Here is a 20805-nt window from a genome sequence, read left to right as displayed (position 1 = left end):
GCCTTGGGCTGCGACTGATAGAAAACAGGCCGCCCGAACAATGGGCGGCCCGCTGTTTATCTGCCGGTTAGGTGCTCTCAGACAAAGCCGCAGAACGACGTGTCGTCGTCGTCGTCATCGTCGCCCATGTCGTCGTCGCCCATGTCATCGTCGTCCAGATCGTCGTCATCATCGTCGTCGTCGTCCAGGTCGTCGTCATCGTCGTCATCGCCCAGCGGCGAGCACTCGTCGCTTTCTTCAACACAGATCTCGGTCTCGTCGCAGGGATCGCCCGCGGATACGCATGCGTTGGCGTCCTCGTCGCAGCTCTCGGTTCCGGTGCAGAACTCGCCGTCGTCGCAATCGCGCGCGCTGCCCGAGCAGGCGCCCGACGAGCAGGCGTCGTTGACCGTGCAGAACTCGCCATCGTCGCAGGTCGCGCCGTTGTTGTACGACCAGCTGGTGGCCGAGCTGCCCGGGTCGCAGATGTAGCAATCGCCGTTGGTGGTCCCCGGCGGATAGCAGGCGCCGCTGATCTCGCAGCCGCCGCACATCACCGGGATGTAGGGGCAGCCCAGCAGGTTCAGGTCGAAGTAGACCCAGCGCTCGGCGCCCGAACTCGAGACGCTGGAGGCCAGGTCGTTCTTGCTGTCGTACAGCGCGTCGCCCACCTGACGTTTGTTCTCGCCAAACAGCGCGTCCATGAACTGCACGTCGAAGATATTGGAGACGCCGTACTCCGAGCCCGGCAGATACCAGCCGTAGCGCGAGTTGCCGATGTAGGCCCAGGCGCCGTTGTCGGTCTTGACCACGAAGTACTCGCCCACCGAGTCGGCCGAGCCGTAGGAGCCCGAGGACCAGCGGTTGTCGAACGATGCGCTGTAGCAGCCCTGGGAATAGGCCAGCACCGGATCGGTGTTGCTCAGAGCCACGATGTCGTCGCTGTCCAGGCCCATTACGTAGCTCGGGTTGGCGTGACCCAGGTGGTTGACGAAGTCGTAGTTGTTGGAGTTGATCGCATCGCTCACCGCGCTGGCGCTGAACGTGCCGTCGCGCTCGTAGAGCGTGCTGCTCGTCAGGCCGCTGACGTAGCCCCAGACGTGGTCCTTGTTGTCGCCGCCGTAGGTGTAGGAATCGAGCTGTTCGCCCACCAACAGCGCCTTCTTGGTGTAGCCGCTGTGCACGTGGGCAATGGTTTTGTTCAGCTGATTGGCGACCTCGGTGGAGCTGTCGGCGCTGATCCGGCCGACGTAGACGTCGGCGTAGAGGTCGACATCGCCGCCGCCGGCTCCGTCGTTGGACTCGCCCCAATACGAATCGCCGTCATTGTTCCAAGGGCCGTCCAGGGCCGCAAAGTACAGGTCGCAGGGCATGTCGTACTCGTAGGTGGAGCTGACGTTGACCTTCACTCCGCGATGCGGCAGCAGCTGGGTGCCGTTGGGATCGGTGTCGCCCACCAGCAGCACGTACTCGACGTCCCAATCGTCGTAGGCGTCCTGGATGAACTCGCGGATCTCGGCTGCGTTGTCCACGCCCGAATAGCTGCTGTAGATCTCGGAGAGGTTCTTGACGTAGGCTGATATGCCGTATGTGTCCTCGATCCAAGTCTTGTAGGAAGCCACGGACGAGACCAGGCTGGAGTTGGCGATGATCAGATAATCGTAGGTCGCGGCCGGCTCGTCGATGCGCTCGGGATAGCTTTGCAGCAGCTCGGGGTTGTCGACAAAACCGCTGATCAGCTCAAGGTCGGATTGCTTGCCGCGGAAGTTGCGCTGCCCCAGGTCCGCATCCTGGTCAGCGAGCTCGACGCGCACGTCGAGCTGCGGATAGTACAGCAGCAAGCCGGAGTCCGCGTCGTACTGTACGGGGAACAGGTTGAGCAGCAGGATGCGCGCGCCGCGCAGATGCTGGATCGAGTGCTGCTCATAGAGCTTGCCCGGGAATTCGCCCGACCACAGGAACGTCCCCTGCTGCGGTGCCGCGGCAGCCACGTTGGTGGGCAGTTGCTCGGTTGCCAGCCGCGGCTGGAACGGCTGGGGCAAGGTTACGGCCGGTCCGGCAATCACCTCGATCTTGGTCGGCACGCTGCCCTCGGGCAGCAGGATACGCGCCGGCACCATCGGCAGCATCGGCTGGCCCACGCGCTGCATTATCAGCGCTCCGGGCATGGTGGGCACGCCGTAGGGGCCATCGAGCATCAGCTCGGGTTCGTCAAAGGAATAGCTGACCTCGATCGTCTCGGGCTCGCTTGTTCCAAGGGCCAACGGCGCGACGATCAGCAGGGCTGCAATCAGACCGCAGGCGGCGATCAAGCAATGGCGTTTCATGGAAATACTCTCCGTTGCTAACTGGTGGGGCAGTCACAACCGACTGTCGGGGCAACGCGCGTTGGTATACCACAAATCGGATTTATGTTCAGTCGTTTGAGTGCTGAGTATCTATGACTCTTCGACGGGTCGGGTTCGGCGGCAACTTACTGCTCTGAGTCGTGCGCGGGCCAGGCCGCCGAGGCGAAGATCGAGAGCGTCAGCAAGGATGCGATCACCGCCAAGCTGACCAGCGTCGGGATATGCACCCAATGGCTGATCAGCATTTTCACACCGATGAACGAGAGAATCAGCGCCAGGCCCAGGTTGAGGAAGCGCAGTTTGCCCAGGACCGCGGCCAGCAGGAAATACAGCGCGCGCAGGCCGAGGATCGCGAAGACGTTGGACGAGTAGACGATGAACGGATCAGTGGAAATTCCCAACACCGCGGGCACCGAGTCAAAGGCGAAGATCACGTCGCTGAACTCGATGATCATCAGCACCAGCAGCAGCGGCGTGGCCCACAGCAGCGAGTCGCGGATTACGAAAAAGCGCGCCCCCTGCATTTGCTCGGTCACGCGCAAACGGCGGGTGGCAAAGCGCATCACCGGGCTTTTGGCCGGATCGATCTGGTCGCCGCGGCTCACGCCGAGTTTGATTCCGGTGTAGACCAGGAACGCGCCGAAGATGTAGATCATCCAGTTGAAGCGCAGCAGCAACGCGGTCCCGGCGAAGATGAATACTCCGCGCATCACCAGTGCGCCGATGATCCCCCAGAACAGCACGCGGTGCTGATACTGCTGGTCCACGCGGAAATAGTTGAAAATCACCAGGAACACGAACAGGTTGTCCACCGACAGCGACTTCTCCACCAGGTAGGCGGCGAAGAACGTGGCTGCGGCCTCGTTGCCGTGGCGGTACCAAATGTAGCTGTTGAAGATCAGCGAGATCGTGATCCAGAACGCGCTCCAGGCCGCGGCCTCGCGCATGTGGATCACGTGCGACTTGCGGTTGACCAGCCCCAGGTCCACGGCCAGCAGGCCCAGGACCACCACGAAAAAGCCGATCCACTCCAGAGTGCTGCCGCTGCCAAGCATAACGCAGGCTAACCTTTTCCAGCCCCGGATGGAACCGGATGTAAATCGCGCGCATTGGCCCGGACCGTTGCGAGCGCGCTATTATCGGGCATGGGCAAGCTGCTTCATCTGCTCTCCCAACGGCCGTCACACACCGGCAGCGGGATTACCCTCGAGGCGCTGGTGAGTCACGCCCGGGCCGCGGGATGGGACCAGCGCGTGATCGTGGGCGTGCCGCAGGACGATCCGCAGCCCGCTGTGGGCGGACTCGACCCGCAGCACGTGTGGCCGCTGGTGTTCGGAGCCGGAGAGCTGGACTTCGCCCTGCCCGGGATGAGCGACGTGATGCCCTACGTCTCCACCCGTTTTTGCACCATGTCCGATGAGCGGCTGACAGCCTACGAGACGGCCTGGCGTGCGCAGATCGCGGCTGTGGTGCGCGAGTTTGCGCCCGACGTGATCCACTCGCACCACGTCTGGATCCTCAGTTCGCTGGTCAAGGACGTGGCGCTGCAAGTGCCGGTGTTCGTGCAGTCGCACGCCACGGGCCTGCGCCAGATGCAGCTCTGCCCGCAGATCGCGCCGCGGGTGATTTCCGGCTGCCGCCGCGCTGAGCGCTTCGCAGTGCTGCACCAGGAGCACGCGGAGCAGCTCGCGCAGACACTCGAGGTAGACCCCACCCGTGTGCGCGTGGTCGGCGCGGGGTATCGCAATCAACTGTTTCATTGTGATGGTCGCAACGCGGCGCCCGGCCAAAGGCTGCTCTACGTGGGCAAATACGCCGCGGCCAAGGGCCTGCCGTGGCTGCTCGACGCATTCCAGCGCCTGCGCGCACGGCGGCCAAGGCTGGAACTGCACGTGGCGGGCAGCGGGGGCGGGACTGAGGCCGATCGCCTGGCCGACCGCATGCGCGCAATGCCCGGTGTGGTGCTCCACGGCCAGCTCGGACAACCCGCATTGGCCGCACTGATGCGCACTTGCAACGTCTGCGTGCTGCCCTCGTTTTTCGAGGGCCTGCCCCTGGTGCTGATCGAGGCCCTGGCCTGCGGCTGCCGCCTGGTGAGCACGGCACTGCCCGGTGTGGAACGCGACCTGGCCTTGCGCCTGGGCCCGGCCCTACGGCTGGTCCAACCGCCCAGACTGACCGACGTGGACACTCCCTTGCCCCAAGACCTGCCACGCTTTGTCGATGATCTGAGCACAGCCCTTAATCAGACCCTCGAATATGCGCCCCTGGACCAGACCGACTACGACCTTGCCCAGGCCCTAGAGCCCTTCACCTGGGACGCGGTCTACAGGCGGGTGGAAACAGGCTGGCAAGAGCTTATCGCCGCGAAATAACTGCTGTTATGCCTATCGATCCGACAATCGACTTCATGGGGGTAAAAGCGTCTTGTAAAAGGCTTTTGGACCTATTGATCAGCAGGTTGGAGGGGCATAGTTGGTAAAATACTTTAGGACTTGCATGCGAATTGCGATTTCAAATCACAGATTTCGTATAGGTTACGAAGCGCGTATAGTCGTTGGAATTGCAAGGTAATCGCGATTTGGCTCCATGCGATGTTCATATACTGGTTTTCCCTGCCGCGTAAGCTCTTGATTAATCAGGGTAATCTTGAAACAGCACGCATGCGATAATCTTTCGAAAAAAACCGCGATTTCCCTGTAATTTCGCCTAAGTACGAAAGGGCTTAGTTGATCGCATAGGTTCTGTTTTCGCAGGTCTGTAACTGGATGATTCTAAAGCGAAATAATCGCATGGAAAATTCGGCAAAACATTATGTCAACTACACTCCTAGCCCCGTAGTTACTCCAACCACCATGGTCTATTAAGTTGTTAAAGAGCACCTTTATATTTTACCAGGGGATGGGTGGTGTGTCAAATGGAAGTAGACTAAAATGGATGGAATACGGGTGCCGGGACGGGTTCGTTTTCACCCGCAGCAGGCCGCAGGACGCCATCTTCCCTCGCCGTGCACAAGACCAAGGCAGAGAAAACCTCGTCCACCAGCGTCAGCACTAGCGACAACAGTCCCGGAAACCTCTTCTCCTCGGACAACCGCTTCGTTTTGCAAAACCAGCTCGTCCAGCGAAAACCCGTCTTCTGACCACGCACACGCAACCTCCAGTGCTATACTCGACTCCATGGCATGAGCTCCTTTCAAATGGTTTCTTTGGAGTGTACAAAACTAGAAACCAGAATGGGGAGCTCATGTCCATTCTGCCTCTACTCACAGATTCTGGGACGGTAATAATTGATTTAAAAATAAAAAAGGTTGACAAAAGTAAAACAATTTGAATATAAATACTAAATGGGTATGTTATAGTACTTAAGTAAGGATGGACGGCTATGGATAATCCAATTCGAACTTTTATTTCCTATGCTTATGAGAAAGACAAAGAATATTTAATTTGGGTTAGACAATTGGCCGCCCGTCTTCGCCAGGACGGTATTGACGCAAGAATAGATGCTTGGAATCTACAAGGAAGTACCATTACAGAATTTATGCAGAGAGAGGTTCGTAATGCTGACAAAGTTCTGGTCCTCTGTTCTCCGGCCTACCGTAAAAAAGTTCATGATATGGAAGATGGAGAAAGAGTTACTGGTGTAGGATGGGAGTCTATGCTAATTAGTTCAGAGATTTTCAGTACGAATTGTCGCAATAAACTAATTGCTGCTTTGACAAGGGGGGGTTGGAGGCTATCTGCACCTGATTTTCTGATTGGATGGCCTTTTCATGACCTTTCTAGTCCAAAAACATTCGAAGATAATTATCGACAGCTGCTTATCGATTTGGTTGTAGGACCGACATTACCGTCTATGGGGAATACACCGCCAGGGCTTCGTGAAGATACGGAGATTAAGCCCCTGATGGTGGATAAGTCTAGTGTCGCCTTGCCGACGACTTGGGATAAAACAATATACCCAGAAGCAGGGCTTCTGAGGAAAAATATAAAGGATGGCACGGTCTTTGTTTATATATCTACAAGTTCTGTGCAATTAGGAAGTTCGTTGGGACAATTACGATCAGGCAATTGGAAGCCAAACGAACGTATTCCAGATGAATCAATACCACATACGGCCTCTATTGATGGTTTTTGGTTCGCGAGGACACCTATTACAAACAAACAGTATAAATTATTCTGCCAAGATACTGGATACGAGTTGCCGCAGAGGCTTGATGATGTATGCTTTAATGGTGATGAACACCCCGTTATTGGTGTAAGTTGGTACGATGCCAATGAATATTTAAATTGGGCTGGGCTTAGATTTCCAACGGAAGCAGAATGGGAGCGTGTTGCAGTGGGTTTGGAAAATCGGCTTTTCCCGTGGGGTAATGAGTTGCCAACATTTGAATACGCAAACTTCGGAGCGAACCGACCAGGTACCACCCCTGTATCTCAACACTTTCGGGGGGCAACACCTGAAAACATACTCGATATGGCTGGCAATGTTCTCGAATGGTGTGCAGATGACACTCGAGAATATGCACCGGGAAGGATCGACAACCCTATCGGTTCACTCAGTAATGAATTATGTGCATTGCGAGGGGGGTCGTTTAAAAGGTTAGCAAACGAAATCCGTTCACGTTATCGAGATCGTCGATCTAAAAAGAGTACATGGGGAAGTTCAGGTATCCGTGCAGCGATAGATGAGGAGGCGTTATGACTGCTGTTAAAAACTCAGCAATTATTTGTGCTCATAATGAAGAAATGACGATCGCCGGTGTTATCAATGCTGTTAGAAATGATGTTGAAGAGGTAATCGTCATCGATTCGTGTTCAACGGATGATACAGGACGGATTGCTGGAAAATGTGGCGCTTGTGTTTTTCCAGTTAATCGATTAGGCAAGCACTATGCGATTCGTGCTGGCGTAAACGTTGCGCGGGGGGAGAACCTAATTTTTATAGATGGAGATTTGCAATGCCCCCCGACCAATATTGCCGCTAGATTACTTATGAAGCTTAAGCCTGATGTTTCTCTTGTAAAGGGATATTATAAAAGAGAGCCTAATCTACCTGATACAGGACCAGGACGACTGACAGAAATTTGCGCTCGTCCTTTACTCACATTATTTATGCCCTCATTGTCTAAAATCCGCGATCCACTTTCCGGTGAATTTGCCCTTAGATATGAACTTGCTCGAAAGATCCATTTTACACCAGGTTTTTCTGTAGATCTAGGTATACTCATTGAATGTACACGATACGGTCGCATTGAAGAGGTGGAACTAGGCGTAAAATGCCACAAGCATAGGCATGTTTACGATATTGGTGCGTCCGCATTAGAAGTTGCGGCAACCATATTGGGTTTGACGAATCCAGAGAAAAGTGCGAAATTAACTCAGTATCCTCATGGGAATCGCATCGTCAAGGAAATAGATTTATCGATATTGCCACCTCTCAATGGGAGCGAGAATGATGGGTTTAATTTTACCTCCGGGTTATGAGAAGCTTCGATTCGAGGAACGCAAGATACTTGATGACATATTAAGAAAAGTATTGGCGCTTGATGATATCCAATGCCTTGTCTGGGGTGGCTCCTCAGTGTTTGGCGGAGTTGAAAGAGGATCGGATGTGGATTTATGGGCGATTGTTGCAGATCCAGAAAATGCTGAGCGTAATTTATTGGAAGACATTTCGTATATGGACACACCAATGCATGTTCATGTGCATGGATATTTACGTTGGTTTGGGCGCTTGATAACTATTCTATTTTTCCATGGATGTCGCTTCGCGGTCGATGTGGGTTTAGCTAAACCAGAGATGTTAACCGAACTTAATATTGGGCCAACATATTGGATTGTTTGGGTAAGTTCTGATATTAATAAAGAAATAATAGTAAATAGTCTACAGCCTCGCAATTTCACTTCTTCTCCAGAACTACGATCGAGTTCTTTGCTTATGAATCTGGTTAAACTGCGCAAGAGCATACGAAATTGTGACCGATGGAATGCTCATGAATACTTATCGAGGGCGCGACGAGATTTAATGGGAATAATACGCGATAAAAAAACACACATAGACCATCATTATTCTCGTCCAGAGAGAGGGCTTGAAAAACATTTAACCGCAACAGAGCACTCGGAATTAGCTTCTACACTCGCGGATATAGATCTGAAAACGGTCACACAAGCTGCAATTCGAGTGGGGCGGTTGGCCCTAGCAAAGGTACAAGAGGACCTCTCCGATTATTTGCGAGGTCAACTTATAAATGTAATAAATGAATTAGACGGTATGCCCTGCGATCGAAAGCAATCGGTTGGGCTCATTGGGGCAGGAAGAATGGGGGGAAGGCTCGTTCGACATCTTCTGGCAGCTGGGTATGAATTATATGTGGCTGATCTTGATGATCGTCGAAGTGAGTCTGCTGTTAGATTAGGTGCGACTAGGGACAATCTAGAAGGTATCTGGGAACACTGCAGAATCATTCTTTTATCTCTTCCAGCACCAGAAATTATCGAGTTAGTTCTTGAACAAATAATCAAACCTGAATGTCCAAGGCATATATTAGTTGACTTGTCGACAAACGATCCAGTACGTGTTGTTCAGGCTTCCAGCAAATGTAGGGAGTTGGGACACGGTTTTATTGATGCTCCAGTGAGTGGAGGAATTTGGGGAGCTTCGGCAGGAACGCTAACAGTAATGGTTGGTGGATCGACTGAAGATTACAAGGTTGTGCGCCCTCTCCTAGATTGCTTTGCTAGAGAAATCTTCCATGTAGGACCGTCCGGACATGGAAGCATGGCTAAGTTAATCCACAATATGGTTGGCGAGATTCAAGTCCAGGCGTTCTCGGAAGCTTTTTGTTTGGCAAAGCGATTAGGTCTTGATTCTGACGCAATATATGGTTGTCTTGCGAATGGAATGGCTGCTTCACGTATTTTGACTGATTTATACGCCAATGGTGTACTTAGACAGCAATGGCAGACTAATGTAACATTAGCAACAGCCGCTAAGGATCAGCAACTTCTATTAGAACTCGCTACTAGCGTTGGAGTAGAGCTCGATTTCAGTCGAACTGTTTATATGCGTCAGGCTGAGTTAATAAAAGAAGGAATGGGCAATTCCGATGTCACAGAAACAATTCGGTGGTTTGAGAAAAAATATGGTGTGCATATTCTAGTAGGATCGCCTCCTCTACCTCCCTTGGACAATCCAACATGAGGCCACGTGATTGGCGAAGTCGTCTCTTGGCCGAAGTGAAACAATTACTTCCAACATTAAATGCACAATTCGGTGTAACAGCGATTCACTTACTAGATATTATAAGTTGGAATGCAATATTTGAAGCTTGGGGACCGGGTATCCACGCCGCTGTTAAAGTATATAATCCAGCTGATCGGGAGGAAGAACGTGTCGCCCCGGAGTTGATCGCCAATATCCAACGAGATCTATATAACTCAGGCAATCGCGCTGTAGTTCCTCCGCTTCTAAATAAAAAGGGCGAATTAGTATTATGCAGCTTTGGTTACCGTATTATACTTTATCCTTGGATTGTTGGACACGTACCTACGAGTAGAGATATTTCCAAATGTGCAGCGTGGCTTGAAAATTTCCACCGTACAGATTACCAAACAATTATTGCAAAGTATATTAATTCTCCGAGACAATTTCGTCCTACAATCATGCCAGTGGATTGGTACGATCAAAGCAAAGCCATCTGGAAAGAAGCACAATCCCGATTGCGTGATGCTGGCGTAGATATGAAAATGCTCAGACAATTTACCGAAGGAGAGGATTTGGCAAATAAGTTACTACAAGATTATCCTATGCTTATCGAAAAGACTTCGTTGAAACTGCTGCATGGAGATTTTAAGCCATCGAATGTATTGATAACTGAAGACCGTAAATTAGCTGTTCTTGACTTCGACTGTATACAGCTTGGTCCATCAGAAGTAGATACAGCTATAGCAGCACTTTCTTTTGCTGGTGCTGATTGGAATGGCGGCAAGGTGGACGAGTATCTTTTATTATCATTTCTTGAAAAATACAGAAAAAGAAGTGAGCTTAACGGACTCGCGATGGACAACAAGCGTATTACAGCTGCTTTACGTTGGATACCACTGCGAGCACTTTCCTTTTCATTTAAAGAAGAACAAATAATGCCGCGGCTACAATTAGCAAAACAACTTGCGAAATGGTGTATGAGATGACTGTAATGTAAATTTGGATATAATCCAAAGCCTACTCGGAAAACTCTTAAGCGTTTCGTGGAAACAAGCAATCGCAAGAGACAAGAAAACCATGGTTAGCTTTCTGCGTCCCTTGCAAACAAACAATTCTTACATGCTCGATAGTTTGGTAGTATAGGCTGATGAAAGATAACGTAAACTAATTTACGCACTTTAAGAATTGAAGAGAGTCCTCTTTTCGGTCAAAAAGGGAGTTTTCCAGCAACCATTCGACCGTAGGAGGACTATATGGACCAGGACAAGTTAGTGCACAGGTCGGGATTGATCGGGTGGGTTCTCTATCAACATGCGCCGGGCAACTCGCATAGTGGCGGGAAGAAATCTACGGGTGCTGGTACCGTATCTCGATTTTGCTGAAGATCTGTTTGGCCGAGGTGAGGTTGGACAGGTAGGGATCAATGTCTTGATTTTGGACCAGGACATGGATCATCAGCAGCAGTAGGGTGCAAAGCACCAGCGGTCAAAGAAATGGTCGTTGCTCGTCCTTGACCCCGGTTTTATGCGGCTTGATAATGCGGGACAGAAAATCAACCTGGAGAAATAATGATTGGCGGCAGCATGGTTCATCCGTTGCGAATGTTCACCATTATCATTGTCTGCGTGTTGCTGCTGTTCGTGGCCTGTGGCGAGGATGGCGATGACGACGACACGGCTGACGACGGTGCGGCTGACGACGATGCGGGGGACGATGACCAGGCTCAAGATCTGGAATTGATAACGGTCGATCCGGCGTACGGCGGCTGTTCGGTGCAGACCGAGGTGCTGCTCAGCGGCCGCGGCTTCAGCGCGGGCATGCAGGTCAGTGTGGGCGCGTTGTCTGCGCTCGAGGTGCAGGTGCTGGGGCCCAATCAGGCGCGGGCCGTGTTCCCGGCGGTCGAGATCACGCAGCGCAGGCCCTACGATGTGTACGTCACTTTGGACGGCCAAAGCGACGTGTTGGGCGACGCCTTTTACTATCGTTTTGACGAGGACCCGGTGCTGTTGGTGCATGGGATCACGGGCAGCAGCGCTGATTTCGACGTGATGTACCAGCGGCTGATCGAGTTGGGCTATCCCGCGGACTACGTCTATTCGATCAATTTTTCCGACAGCGGCGGCTCCAACATCCCCAACGCTCGGGACGAGCTGGGTCTCTACGCGGCTGAGCTGCTGGCGCGCACCAACGCGGAAAAGGTCGATGTGGTGGCCCACAGCATGGGCGCGATCTCGACTCGGCTGTGGATCCAACAGTACGGCGGCGACGCGTTTGTGCGCGACGTGGTGACTCTGGCGGGCGCGAGCCACGGCAGCAGCACGATCTGCCTGACCCTCTGGTTGGGCGAGGGGGCCGATGAGATGTGCCCCTCGTACGCCGACGAGCAGCACAGCCACAACAGCGTGCAGTGGATGCTCAACGGCGACCCTGCGGCCAACGACGTGGACGAAACGCCCTTTGGCGTGGAGGAGGGCGGCACGGTCTATTGGCAGGGCGCGTTCTACTCCAACGTCGATATGACTGTCACGCCGCCGGAGTCGGCCTGCCTCAACCAAAGCCACCGCAACGACTGCTCGCACCCGGTGAACATCATGGCGCCCGGCCTGTCGCACGACGACATCATCCTCGACGTCGAGGTCTTCGACGCGGTCGTGCAACTGCTGCGCGAGCACAACAGCTCCAAGCCCTGAGGACACGCAATTATGTCGGGCGTCATCTTCGGCCCTTGACACAGTGGTTATACTTTACGTGTAACCAACGGATAAGGAGATGCGAGATGAAAAAGATACAGACCATCGCGGTGATAGGATTGGCGCTGTTCATCGGGCTGGCCGCGGCTGCTCCGGGGCGGGCCGTTGCTCAGCAACTTGACCAGCGCACGGCCGACGCACTGACGGCGGCGCTCAACGACGAGTACAAGGCCGAGGCGCTTTATGCCGCGATTATCGCGCGCCACGGTGAGGTGCGGCCGTTTTCCAACATCATTAACGCTGAGCAGCGCCACAGTGCGATGCTGATTCCGCTGTTCGAGAAGTACGGCGTGACCGTGCCGACCAACGACTGGGCCTCAAAGGTCGAGGCGCCCGATTCGCTGCTCGAGGCCTGCGAGCAGGGCGTGAGCGCCGAAGTCGAGAACGTGGCGCTCTACGACGAGTTCCTGAACTTTGTCACCCAGCAGGACATCCGCGAGGTGTTCGTCTATCTGCGTAATGCCTCGCGCGACAACCATCAGCCGGCCTTCCAGCGCTGCGTGGAGCGCGGCGGCGAGATGCCGGGACGGGGACAGGGCCAGGGAGGCCAGGGCCAGGGAGGCGGCGGCCGGGGTCGCTGATCCCAACTGTCGAACCATAGCCTCGAGGCGTGCTGAAAAGGGCTGCCCCGCGCGTTTGACTTGTGCGACCGATCGGCTAAGTTATTTTCCCGTTGGAGCGGAATTTCGCAACGGAGCACAGGCGTTATGAGCAAGCAGCAATTCAGCGTTTTAATCACCGGCTGTTCATCGGGCATCGGTCGCGCCATGGCCCTTGAAATGGCCGCGCGCGGGCATACGGTGTTCGCCACGGCGCGCAAGCCCGAGACGCTCAAGGAGCTTGAGCAGCACGGCATCGTCGGGCTCAAGCTCGACGTGACCGACGCGCGTTCGATAAGCACTGCCGTGAATCAGGCGCTTGAATCGGCCGGGCGCATCGACGTGCTGGTCAACAACGCGGGCTTCGGCCTGATGGGTCCGGCGGTTGAGCTCGAGATTGGGGCCATGCGCCGCCAGCTCGAGACCAACGTGATCGGCCCGCTGGCTTTGGTCCAGGCCGTGGTGCCGGGGATGATCGAGCGCGGCTTGGGCCGGATCGTCAACGTCGGATCGGTCTCGGGCGTGCTGGCCACGCCGTTCAGCGGCGCCTACTGTGCGTCCAAGGCCGCGTTGCACGCGCTCTCCGACTCGTTGCGCATGGAGCTTGCGCCGTTTGGAGTGCGCGTGATCACGCTCCAGCCCGGAGCCGTGGCATCGCGTTTCGGCGAGAACGCCGCGCAGCAGGTGGACCTGCGGCCCGACTCGTACTACGCCAAGCTGGCGCGTTTTATCCAGGAGCGGGCCAACGTCAGTCAAAGCGAGGCCATGCCCGCGGAGCAGTTCGCGGCCAAGGTCGCCGATGCAATCGAATCCGACGATCCGCCGGCGGTGATGGTCATCGGCGGCGCGCATACCAGCCTGCCGCTGGTCAAGCGACTGATGCCCTTGGCGCTGATCGACCGCATGCTCAGCCGCCGCTTCGGCCTGAACCTGCTGCGACCGCCCCGCAAAGAGTAATCGGCCGGGGGACAAGCTCCCCCTGCGCGTCGGGGTTTGACACGCGGCGCGGTCTCGGAAAAATTCTTCGGTGCGCCGCCATCCTGACCAGCACCGCACCACGGGGAATCGCGATGATCAAGGCCGAGCGCATCAGCGCCACCAGCAGGCAGACCAGCATCCCGCCGACCGTGGTGTTGCGTTTCCATTCCGGGCATGCCGGGGAATCCCGGGCCGTCCCTGAGCAGCCATTTGAGCGACACACCGAACACCACGTATCCGGCGAAATAGCCCAGGCACAGAGTTACTAGCTAAAACAGGTTGCTCTTCTTCTCGAGTATGCGCGGCTCCCCTGTCAGGTATTGGCTGCAAAATGGTAGACGGTGGGCCACCCCAAGGCGGCGAGGGAATGGTCCCGGATCATGGCAAAGAGAGCAAAAGTTCCAGCAGCAGGGTCCGGCCGCCAACGTCGAACACGCGGCCCGAGCCCGCGAAGTTGTAAAGCGGCACCCATGATCGGCGGTAGAGCAGCTCGATGTTCAGCCAACGTCCGGGGCGCAGTAGCACCCCGGCTGCGGCGTGCAGGCCCAGGCCGCTGTTCGAGCAGCACCCGCTCTCGATGCCCTGGCCGCGCGTGGTGTAATCCAGGTTCGAGCGCAGGTAGTGCACGCCGACCCCCGCGTCCACCAGGGGCGTGATCCAGAATCGCTCCAGCGGCGCTGCGCGCAGGCTGAACAGCGCGCTCGTCGCTTCCCAACGCAGGTCGAGCTGGGCGTTGTTGCGCGACTTACTTATCTCCGAGCGCCTGTACGTTGCGCGCGCGTCAACGCTCAACCGCGTGGTCAGCGACTGTCGCCAGCCCAGCTCGAGCTGTAACGCGTTCAACGGGCCGACATCCACGAACCGTGCCAGCTCGTCCAGGTAGGGGCTTGGTGTGAACAGGTGATATCCGCCCGCGAGCAGCGGGCCCGAGGCCGCAACAGGGGCTGTCCAGAGCAACGCGGTCGCGATCAACAGCGCGGCCCAACGACTCATCGCAAGACCTCGATGCTGTGCCGCGCGTTGTCGCAATCATCGAATCCCGCGGCCCGAACCTCGAGTGTATGGCGGCCCTCGGCCAGTGCCGAGCAGTCCACGCGCGCGCTGTACAGCGAGCCGCCGATGGGCTCGAGTTCAAGGGGCTCGTTGCTGTCGATGCTCAACGTCAGCTCCAACGGCTGATCGAACAGCCCCAGGGCGCGCACCTCGAGTTCCGCGCCGATCACATGCCCCAGGGGGTTGGATGGATTGGCGTCAGCCGCGTCTTGGGGGCTGGTGATCAACACCTGCGGTCCGCAGTCGAGGATCGCCTTGGGCGCTGAGGAGAGGTTGCCGCGGTCAATGGAAAACAGCCGCATCCGGCCGCGGCAGCCTGCGGGACGGTTAACGTACATCGCGTCGGTGTGCAGGTAGAGCACGCCCGCGTTGTGCCATTGCCCGTCGTTGTGTACGTGTCCGGCGGCGAACGCCGTAACGCCGCGCTCGGCCAGCAGGCCCTGGGGGCCGAGCAGTGATGCGATTTGGTCCTGGTCGGTGTTGTGATGGGCAAAGAGCAGCACCATCCCGCAGGGCGCCAGCGCGTCCAGCGCCGACTCGATCCAGGCCAGCTCCCGCTCGTCGATCCTCCCGCGGTTGTATCCCGGGTCCACGCTGCAAAGCGCCACGAACCCGTGGCAGCCGTCGTCGGTCTTCACGGTCCACCAATGGTGGGTCTCTTTGCTGATCGAGTAGCGCAGAAAGTGATCGAGTTCAAAGTCGAAGTAGGCGTCGTGGTTTCCCGGCAGGTCGTGATATTGACGGTCGTCATAGCAAGCGTCGAGCACGCCGCGGCGATAATCGCGCCACTGGCAGGGGAGCTGTTCGAGCACTCCGCCGTCCACCAGATCGCCGGTGGCCACCACGAACGCCGGCCGCAGCACCTGGTTGATATATTCGAGCTGTTCGCGCAATCCCTGGTAATCGCCCTTGGGGGTCAGGCCGTAATCAAAGACCGACGAGCCGTTGTCCCGCGACTGGTGCAGATCGCTGATCTGCACGAACCAGAAATGCTCGGCATAGACCCGGCCTGTGGGCGGGCCGCACTCGGAATCAATGTACTGTGGCTCGCATTCCGCCCCAGGGGAGTCGTATCCGCAGCAGCACAGGGCCGCGGCCAGGGCGAGGATTGCAATGCCGCAGGCTGTATATTTTAATATTTGAAAATACGGTGGCGATAATTTCAACATCATTTGGGGCCGTTCTCAAGGACCGATTACTCGCTGAATATGCCCTATTATTACCGGTAAGACAAATTTCCACCCAAGCGGCTCGGGGTGTGGCGGCATTGGTGCTGCTCATGAACCTGTCGCCGATGGCCGGAGGGGAGCACGCGCCCCGAGGCCTCAACGTTACTTATATTATTATAATTAAAACGTTTTTTTAGTTTGACAGGGTCTCATTGATAACGATATTTATAGTTCCTGACGGAAATTCATTCAATCGGCGAATAGAAACTACCCTTTTAATAGGGCAGACCAATATGCAAGCGAGGAGTAAATATATGAGAAGGATGCTGATCGCACTGGCGCTGTGCACGGCCATCGTGCTGGCGGCGCCGCTGGCGCAGGCTGAGGACGGATACAACGCCCAGTTGTTCTGGCCCTCGATCTTCGGCGGCAATTTCATCGCCATCGAGGATTCGCACACGCTGTGCCCAATGGGCTTCGGCGGCGGGCTGTACTTTAACTACGCCAACGGCCCGGTTGAGATCCGCATTGACGACGAGCCCGAGGCCGGCGTGCTCAACCAGCTGCTGACCGCCGACCTGTTGGCGGCCTTCGGCCCGGTGAGCTTCATCAGCGTGGGCCTGGACGTACCGGTCCACCTGCTGGCGCGCGGCCGCACCTTCGAGGATATGGCCCAGGGCGCGGAGATGTCCGAGCTGGGGACCGAGACGTCGCTTGGCGACATCCGCGCGGAGATCAAGTTCCGCATCCTGCAGCAGCATCAACACTGGCTGGGCCTGGCGCTGGCCCCCTATGCGACCTTCCCCACCGGCGACGCCGAGCGTTTCCTGGGCGAGGGGCGCATTGTCGGCGGCGCGACCCTGGCGATCGAGCACGACTTTAAAGTGCTCAACGTCGGGGCTAATGCCGGCTACATGTACCGCGGCGACTCGGACCTCTACGACGTCAACGTCGGCGACGCGTGGAAGGGCGGGCTGGGCGTATCGCGCGCCTTTGACAACGGCCTGTCGTTCTCGGTCGAGGCCTGGGGATCGTGGGTCGATTCGGGATCGGTCGATCGCTTCCAGGCCAACCCGATCGAGGTCATCGGCACACTGCGCTACACCTTCGGCGCCGGTCCGCGGGTGATCGGCGGTGCGGGCGCCGGACTGACCAGCGGCGTGGGCTGCCCGGCCTACCGCCTGGCCGCGGGCGTGGATTACTACCACTGCCGTCGCGCGCCCACCGAGGGCAAGCTCAAGGTGCTGGTGGTCGATGAGAACGACGAGCCGCTCCAGGCCAATCTCGAGATCCGCGGGCCGCTGGAGCTGGATACCTCGACCAACGGCCGCGGGCACTACACGGCCAAGGTCGAGCCGGGGATGTACGACGTGACCGGCTCCAAGGAGGGCTACTCCACGGCCACCAAGCAGGGCCAGGTGCGCATCGGCGAGACCACCGAGGTCAAGCTGGTGCTGCACAGATTGCCCACGACCCTGACGCTGATCGTGCGCGACAAGGCCACCGGCGAGCCGCTGGACGGCAAGGTGGTGTTCGACCTGGACACCGAGCAAGAGCAGACCGTGAGCGTGCCCGGCGGCGAAAAGAAGATGGAGTGGCAGCCCGGCAGCTACAAGCTGATCGCCAGCGCCAAGGGCTACGAGGATAAGTTCGACGACGTGACCGTGGTCAAGGATCAGGATAACGTCAAGGTCCTCGAGCTACGGCGCAAGATCGAGAAGCTCGACCGGATCTACTTTGACTTCGACTCCGACGTGATCCGCACCAAATCCTACCCCGTGCTCGACGACGTGGTGCGCCAGATCAACGAGCTCGAGGCGTTTGACTTCATCGTGATCCAGGGGCACTGCTCCTCGGAGGGGACCGACCAATACAACATGGACCTCTCGCGCCGTCGCGCGCAGTCGGTCAAGAACTACCTGGTGAAGAAGGGAATCGATCCGGCCAAGCTCAAGATCGAGCCCTACGGCGAGAGCAGACCGATCGCGACCAATGCAAACGAGCAAGGCCGCGCGCAGAACCGACGCGTAGAATTCATCATCGAACAGTAGAAAGTCAGGGAGTATAGATCATGAACAGAACGACCCTGCTTACAATCGCGCTGGCGCTGCTGTTCGCAGCGCCCGTGCTTGGCGCCGAGTTCGACATGGCGGCCGACGCTGACCTTAAATTCGAGGGCAACCGCACCTACAACTACTTCGGCACGGCCGTGGCCGTGGGCGACTTCGACGCCGACGGTTTCGACGACGTGGCCGTGGGCGCCCCGGGCTGGAACAGCAACGGCGACGGCGGATACCCCTACGGCCGCGTGTTCGTCTACTGGGGCGCGGATGACGACGCGATCGTCGATCTGCAGATCACCAACGACAGCGCCCAGATGGGCACGTCGTGGGAACTCGGCGCAAGCCTGGCCGCCGGAGATTGCAACGGCGACGGCATCGACGACTTGGTGATCTCAGCGCCCGGCGCGCGGATCCCCGCCACCGAGTCGGCGACGGGGGCCGTGTTCGTGGTCTATGGCCGCGCACAGTGGAGCGTCAGCCAGATCCCGCTTAATCTCTACAGCTCGCCGCAACTGCTGGCCGACGTCAACGTACTGGCAACCGACGCCTACCGCGCCTTCGGCATCTCGGTGGCGGCGGGCGACCTCAACGGCGACGGCATCGACGAGATCATCGCCAACGATCCCGTCATCAGCCGCAAGGGGCAGGTGCTGGCGTTCTTCGGCCGCGACTTCGCCGCCGAAGCGATCCTGACCATCGCTGACTTCGACCTGAAGTTCATCGCGGCCAATACCCTGCGCGGCTTCGGCAACGGCCTGGATGCGGGCGATGTCAACGGCGACGGCATCGACGAGCTGCTGATCGGCGAGCCGGTCGGCGACGGCACGGCCTACGTGATCGTCGGCCGCACCAACTGGGGCGCGCCCTACACTCAAGACCTGGCCGGCGACCCGGCCGACCTGACCATCGACAGCCGCGACGGCACCGGCGAAAACCTGGGGTTCGACATTACCTCGGGCGACTTCAACTACGACGGCATCGGCGACATCATCGTCGGCGCGCCGGAGTTCGGCCAATCGCCGGAGAAGGCATTCGGCGACGGACGGACCTACGTGTTCTACGGCTCGAGCAGCCTGCCCGCGAGCCTCGACACGGACACCGCGTCGGACATTGACGTGCTGATCCTCGGCGAGAGCGCGAGAGCCCTGCACTACGGCGTTTCCCTGGCCACGGGCGACATCGACGGCGACTGCATCGACGATATTCTCGGCGGCTCGTACCTCAACGACGAGGGCACGCGTCGCGCCTACGCGGTCTATGGCTCCGACGGCTTTCCCGCGAACCACGAGCTGAACCTGCCAGACGACGCCACGCACATCATCAACGCTGAGAGCGAGTACGATGAGTTCGGCGTGAGCGTGGCCATGGGCGATGTGAACAACGACATGCTTGCCGACATGTTGGTCGGCGCGCCGCAGATGAGCACTGAGGGACCGCCGTTTGAGTATGCTACGGGCGCGGTCTACTTGGTGTACTCGCCCGAGATCAACCTGCCGCCGGTGGCTGACGCGGGCGACGATCAGCAGGCTGACATCGACGACGAGGTGACCCTCGACGGCTCGCAGAGCTACGACCCCGAGGACCACGCGCTGACCTATGCTTGGACCCAGGTCTCCGGCCCGGACGCGACCCTGGCGGAAGCGTTGACGGTCGCCCCGAACTTCACTGTTGAAGAATGCGGGACCTACGTGTTCGAACTAATCGTCAACGACTGTTTGCAGGATTCCGAGCCCGACCAGGTGCAGGTCGATGTCGATTGCCCGGACGGCGATGACGACGACGACGAGGAACAACCTGGTATGTTCGGCACCGGAGGCTGCGGAGCCTTATAGGCAGCTTAAGGCTGGCGAGCGCGCCGGGCGCGAAGCACAACGACGCTCGCCGCGGCGGAGCAAGCGGTTTAAAGCGGCTGCTTGGATTGGGCTTGGAGCCGCTACAAAATACGCGAGCGAGCCAGGCGTAGGGAGATGTTTAGTGGGTAAGCGACTGATCGCAGTGCTCTGCGCGGCGCTGTTCGTGCTGTGTCTGGGCTGCGCCAAGCAAGGCGAACAACCGACGGCCGGGGTTGAACAACAGATGAGCGCCGAGCCGCCGGACGATTTGCCCCCGGCTCCGGCCCAGGGCACGCAGTTGGCCCAGGCCGCCGCGTTGACAGCGATCAGCAACGGCCCGTCCAGCCCCGAGCGCAAGGTGCTCTCGCAACAGCCGCTCCAGCGGCCGTGCTGGGCCATGGCCGAGGGCTACGACCGCTGCAATGTTGACCGTCCGGGACACGTGATATTCATCGGCACCTCCTCGGGCGCGGCCACGCGCGAGGGCGCGGTGCTCAACGCCTATCAGAACGCCGTGGAGAAGCTCGCCGTACACTGCCAGGGCCTTTCGGGCGATGATTCGGCAGCGGCGCGCGAGCTGGCGCGGGCCCGGGCCTACTACTACTCGGGCATCTACCAAGACGAATTTTCGCTGCTCGATGAGGACTGGAGCCAGCAGTGGCAGGAGCGCTTCCAGGACCAGATGCGGGTCTACCATCGCGCTTTCGTGCTGCTGGTTGTGACCGAGGATTTGGCGAAAAAGATCACGCCCTAGCGCGATTGGATTGATCCGATTAAATTTGGGCGGGGCGACCCGCCCGTTTTATTTTTTTGCAGGCGTGGGGGATG

General features: G+C 57.6%; 16 protein-coding genes. 12 read left to right on the top strand and 4 right to left on the bottom strand.

The features are described from left to right. Positions 1 to 77: 77 nt before the first annotated feature. Both P9M14_05945 and P9M14_05940 read right to left on the bottom strand, forming a co-directional pair. On the bottom strand, positions 78 to 2306 hold the full coding sequence (locus P9M14_05945) for a C25 family cysteine peptidase (GenBank protein ID MDP8255272.1): 2229 nt from the start codon (positions 2304 to 2306) through the stop codon (positions 78 to 80). Between the two features lie 146 nt (positions 2307 to 2452). Continuing rightward, positions 2453 to 3382, bottom strand: coding sequence for a TerC family protein (locus P9M14_05940; GenBank protein ID MDP8255271.1), 930 nt, complete (start codon positions 3380 to 3382; stop codon positions 2453 to 2455). Between the two features lie 90 nt (positions 3383 to 3472). On the opposite strand from P9M14_05940, the gene P9M14_05935 reads away from it, so the two are divergent. The 9 genes from P9M14_05935 (at position 3473) to P9M14_05895 (ending at position 14129) form a co-directional block, all read left to right on the top strand. Continuing rightward, positions 3473 to 4702, top strand: coding sequence for a glycosyltransferase family 4 protein (locus tag P9M14_05935; GenBank protein MDP8255270.1), 1230 nt, complete (start codon positions 3473 to 3475; stop codon positions 4700 to 4702). 1009 nt (positions 4703 to 5711) lie between these two features. After that, positions 5712 to 7031 carry an SUMF1/EgtB/PvdO family nonheme iron enzyme gene (locus P9M14_05930; protein MDP8255269.1) on the top strand — a complete coding sequence of 440 codons (1320 nt, stop codon included), beginning with the start codon at positions 5712 to 5714 and terminating at the stop codon, positions 7029 to 7031. After that, positions 7028 to 7813, top strand: a complete 786-nt coding sequence (locus P9M14_05925) for a glycosyltransferase (protein MDP8255268.1) — start codon at positions 7028 to 7030, stop codon at positions 7811 to 7813. The genes P9M14_05930 and P9M14_05925 overlap by 4 nt, the downstream gene beginning before the upstream one ends. Then, a complete protein-coding gene (locus P9M14_05920; GenBank protein ID MDP8255267.1) occupies positions 7782 to 9530 on the top strand; it encodes an NAD(P)-dependent oxidoreductase in 1749 nt (582 codons plus the stop codon). The genes P9M14_05925 and P9M14_05920 overlap by 32 nt, the downstream gene beginning before the upstream one ends. Before the next feature lie 35 nt (positions 9531 to 9565). Further along, the gene (locus tag P9M14_05915; protein MDP8255266.1) at positions 9566 to 10519 is read left to right on the top strand and encodes a phosphotransferase; all 954 of its coding nucleotides are present in this window, start codon (positions 9566 to 9568) and stop codon (positions 10517 to 10519) included. Positions 10520 to 11101: 582 nt separating this feature from the next. Continuing rightward, positions 11102 to 12223, top strand: coding sequence for a hypothetical protein (locus P9M14_05910; GenBank protein ID MDP8255265.1), 1122 nt, complete (start codon positions 11102 to 11104; stop codon positions 12221 to 12223). 86 nt (positions 12224 to 12309) lie between these two features. Further along, positions 12310 to 12864 carry a DUF2202 domain-containing protein gene (locus P9M14_05905; protein ID MDP8255264.1) on the top strand — a complete coding sequence of 185 codons (555 nt, stop codon included), beginning with the start codon at positions 12310 to 12312 and terminating at the stop codon, positions 12862 to 12864. Between the two features lie 126 nt (positions 12865 to 12990). After that, positions 12991 to 13839: an SDR family NAD(P)-dependent oxidoreductase gene (locus tag P9M14_05900; GenBank protein MDP8255263.1), complete on the top strand. Its 849-nt coding sequence runs from the start codon at positions 12991 to 12993 to the stop codon at positions 13837 to 13839. A gap of 113 nt (positions 13840 to 13952) precedes the next feature. Further along, positions 13953 to 14129, top strand: coding sequence for a hypothetical protein (locus P9M14_05895; GenBank protein MDP8255262.1), 177 nt, complete (start codon positions 13953 to 13955; stop codon positions 14127 to 14129). A gap of 109 nt (positions 14130 to 14238) precedes the next feature. Here the strand turns inward: P9M14_05895 and P9M14_05890 are convergent, their stop codons facing one another. Together P9M14_05890 and P9M14_05885 are read right to left on the bottom strand one after the other, a co-directional pair. Continuing rightward, the gene (locus tag P9M14_05890) at positions 14239 to 14853 is read right to left on the bottom strand and encodes a hypothetical protein (protein MDP8255261.1); all 615 of its coding nucleotides are present in this window, start codon (positions 14851 to 14853) and stop codon (positions 14239 to 14241) included. Continuing rightward, positions 14850 to 16082, bottom strand: coding sequence for a metallophosphoesterase (locus tag P9M14_05885; GenBank protein MDP8255260.1), 1233 nt, complete (start codon positions 16080 to 16082; stop codon positions 14850 to 14852). Before P9M14_05885 ends, P9M14_05890 begins: the two co-directional genes overlap by 4 nt. Positions 16083 to 16396: 314 nt before the next feature. Here P9M14_05885 and P9M14_05880 point away from each other — a divergent pair, with 314 nt between their 5' ends. From P9M14_05880 to P9M14_05870, 3 genes are all read left to right on the top strand, one after another. Beyond that, positions 16397 to 18133, top strand: a complete 1737-nt coding sequence (locus P9M14_05880; protein ID MDP8255259.1) for an OmpA family protein — start codon at positions 16397 to 16399, stop codon at positions 18131 to 18133. Between the two features lie 20 nt (positions 18134 to 18153). Beyond that, a complete protein-coding gene (locus tag P9M14_05875) occupies positions 18154 to 19977 on the top strand; it encodes a PKD domain-containing protein (GenBank protein MDP8255258.1) in 1824 nt (607 codons plus the stop codon). A gap of 142 nt (positions 19978 to 20119) precedes the next feature. Next, positions 20120 to 20731 carry a hypothetical protein gene (locus P9M14_05870; protein ID MDP8255257.1) on the top strand — a complete coding sequence of 204 codons (612 nt, stop codon included), beginning with the start codon at positions 20120 to 20122 and terminating at the stop codon, positions 20729 to 20731. Positions 20732 to 20805 lie beyond the last annotated feature (74 nt).

The sequence above is a fragment of the Candidatus Alcyoniella australis genome, assembly GCA_030765605.1.
Classification (GTDB): domain Bacteria; phylum Lernaellota; class Lernaellaia; order JAVCCG01; family Alcyoniellaceae; genus Alcyoniella; species Alcyoniella australis.
Note: the sequence above shows the minus strand (reverse complement) of the source record. Positions and strands in the feature narration are given on the sequence as shown.

Coding starts and splice junctions, on each gene's coding strand:
- P9M14_05890 (MDP8255261.1), bottom strand. CDS start 14,853: ATGAGTCGTTGGGCCGCGCTGTTGATCGCGACCGCGTTGCTCTGGACA.
- P9M14_05895 (MDP8255262.1), top strand. CDS start 13,953: ATGATCAAGGCCGAGCGCATCAGCGCCACCAGCAGGCAGACCAGCATC.
- P9M14_05940 (MDP8255271.1), bottom strand. CDS start 3,382: ATGCTTGGCAGCGGCAGCACTCTGGAGTGGATCGGCTTTTTCGTGGTG.
- P9M14_05875 (MDP8255258.1), top strand. CDS start 18,154: ATGAACAGAACGACCCTGCTTACAATCGCGCTGGCGCTGCTGTTCGCA.
- P9M14_05900 (MDP8255263.1), top strand. CDS start 12,991: ATGAGCAAGCAGCAATTCAGCGTTTTAATCACCGGCTGTTCATCGGGC.
- P9M14_05905 (MDP8255264.1), top strand. CDS start 12,310: ATGAAAAAGATACAGACCATCGCGGTGATAGGATTGGCGCTGTTCATC.
- P9M14_05885 (MDP8255260.1), bottom strand. CDS start 16,082: ATGTTGAAATTATCGCCACCGTATTTTCAAATATTAAAATATACAGCC.
- P9M14_05935 (MDP8255270.1), top strand. CDS start 3,473: ATGGGCAAGCTGCTTCATCTGCTCTCCCAACGGCCGTCACACACCGGC.
- P9M14_05925 (MDP8255268.1), top strand. CDS start 7,028: ATGACTGCTGTTAAAAACTCAGCAATTATTTGTGCTCATAATGAAGAA.
- P9M14_05945 (MDP8255272.1), bottom strand. CDS start 2,306: ATGAAACGCCATTGCTTGATCGCCGCCTGCGGTCTGATTGCAGCCCTG.
- P9M14_05930 (MDP8255269.1), top strand. CDS start 5,712: ATGGATAATCCAATTCGAACTTTTATTTCCTATGCTTATGAGAAAGAC.
- P9M14_05920 (MDP8255267.1), top strand. CDS start 7,782: ATGATGGGTTTAATTTTACCTCCGGGTTATGAGAAGCTTCGATTCGAG.
- P9M14_05880 (MDP8255259.1), top strand. CDS start 16,397: ATGAGAAGGATGCTGATCGCACTGGCGCTGTGCACGGCCATCGTGCTG.
- P9M14_05910 (MDP8255265.1), top strand. CDS start 11,102: ATGATTGGCGGCAGCATGGTTCATCCGTTGCGAATGTTCACCATTATC.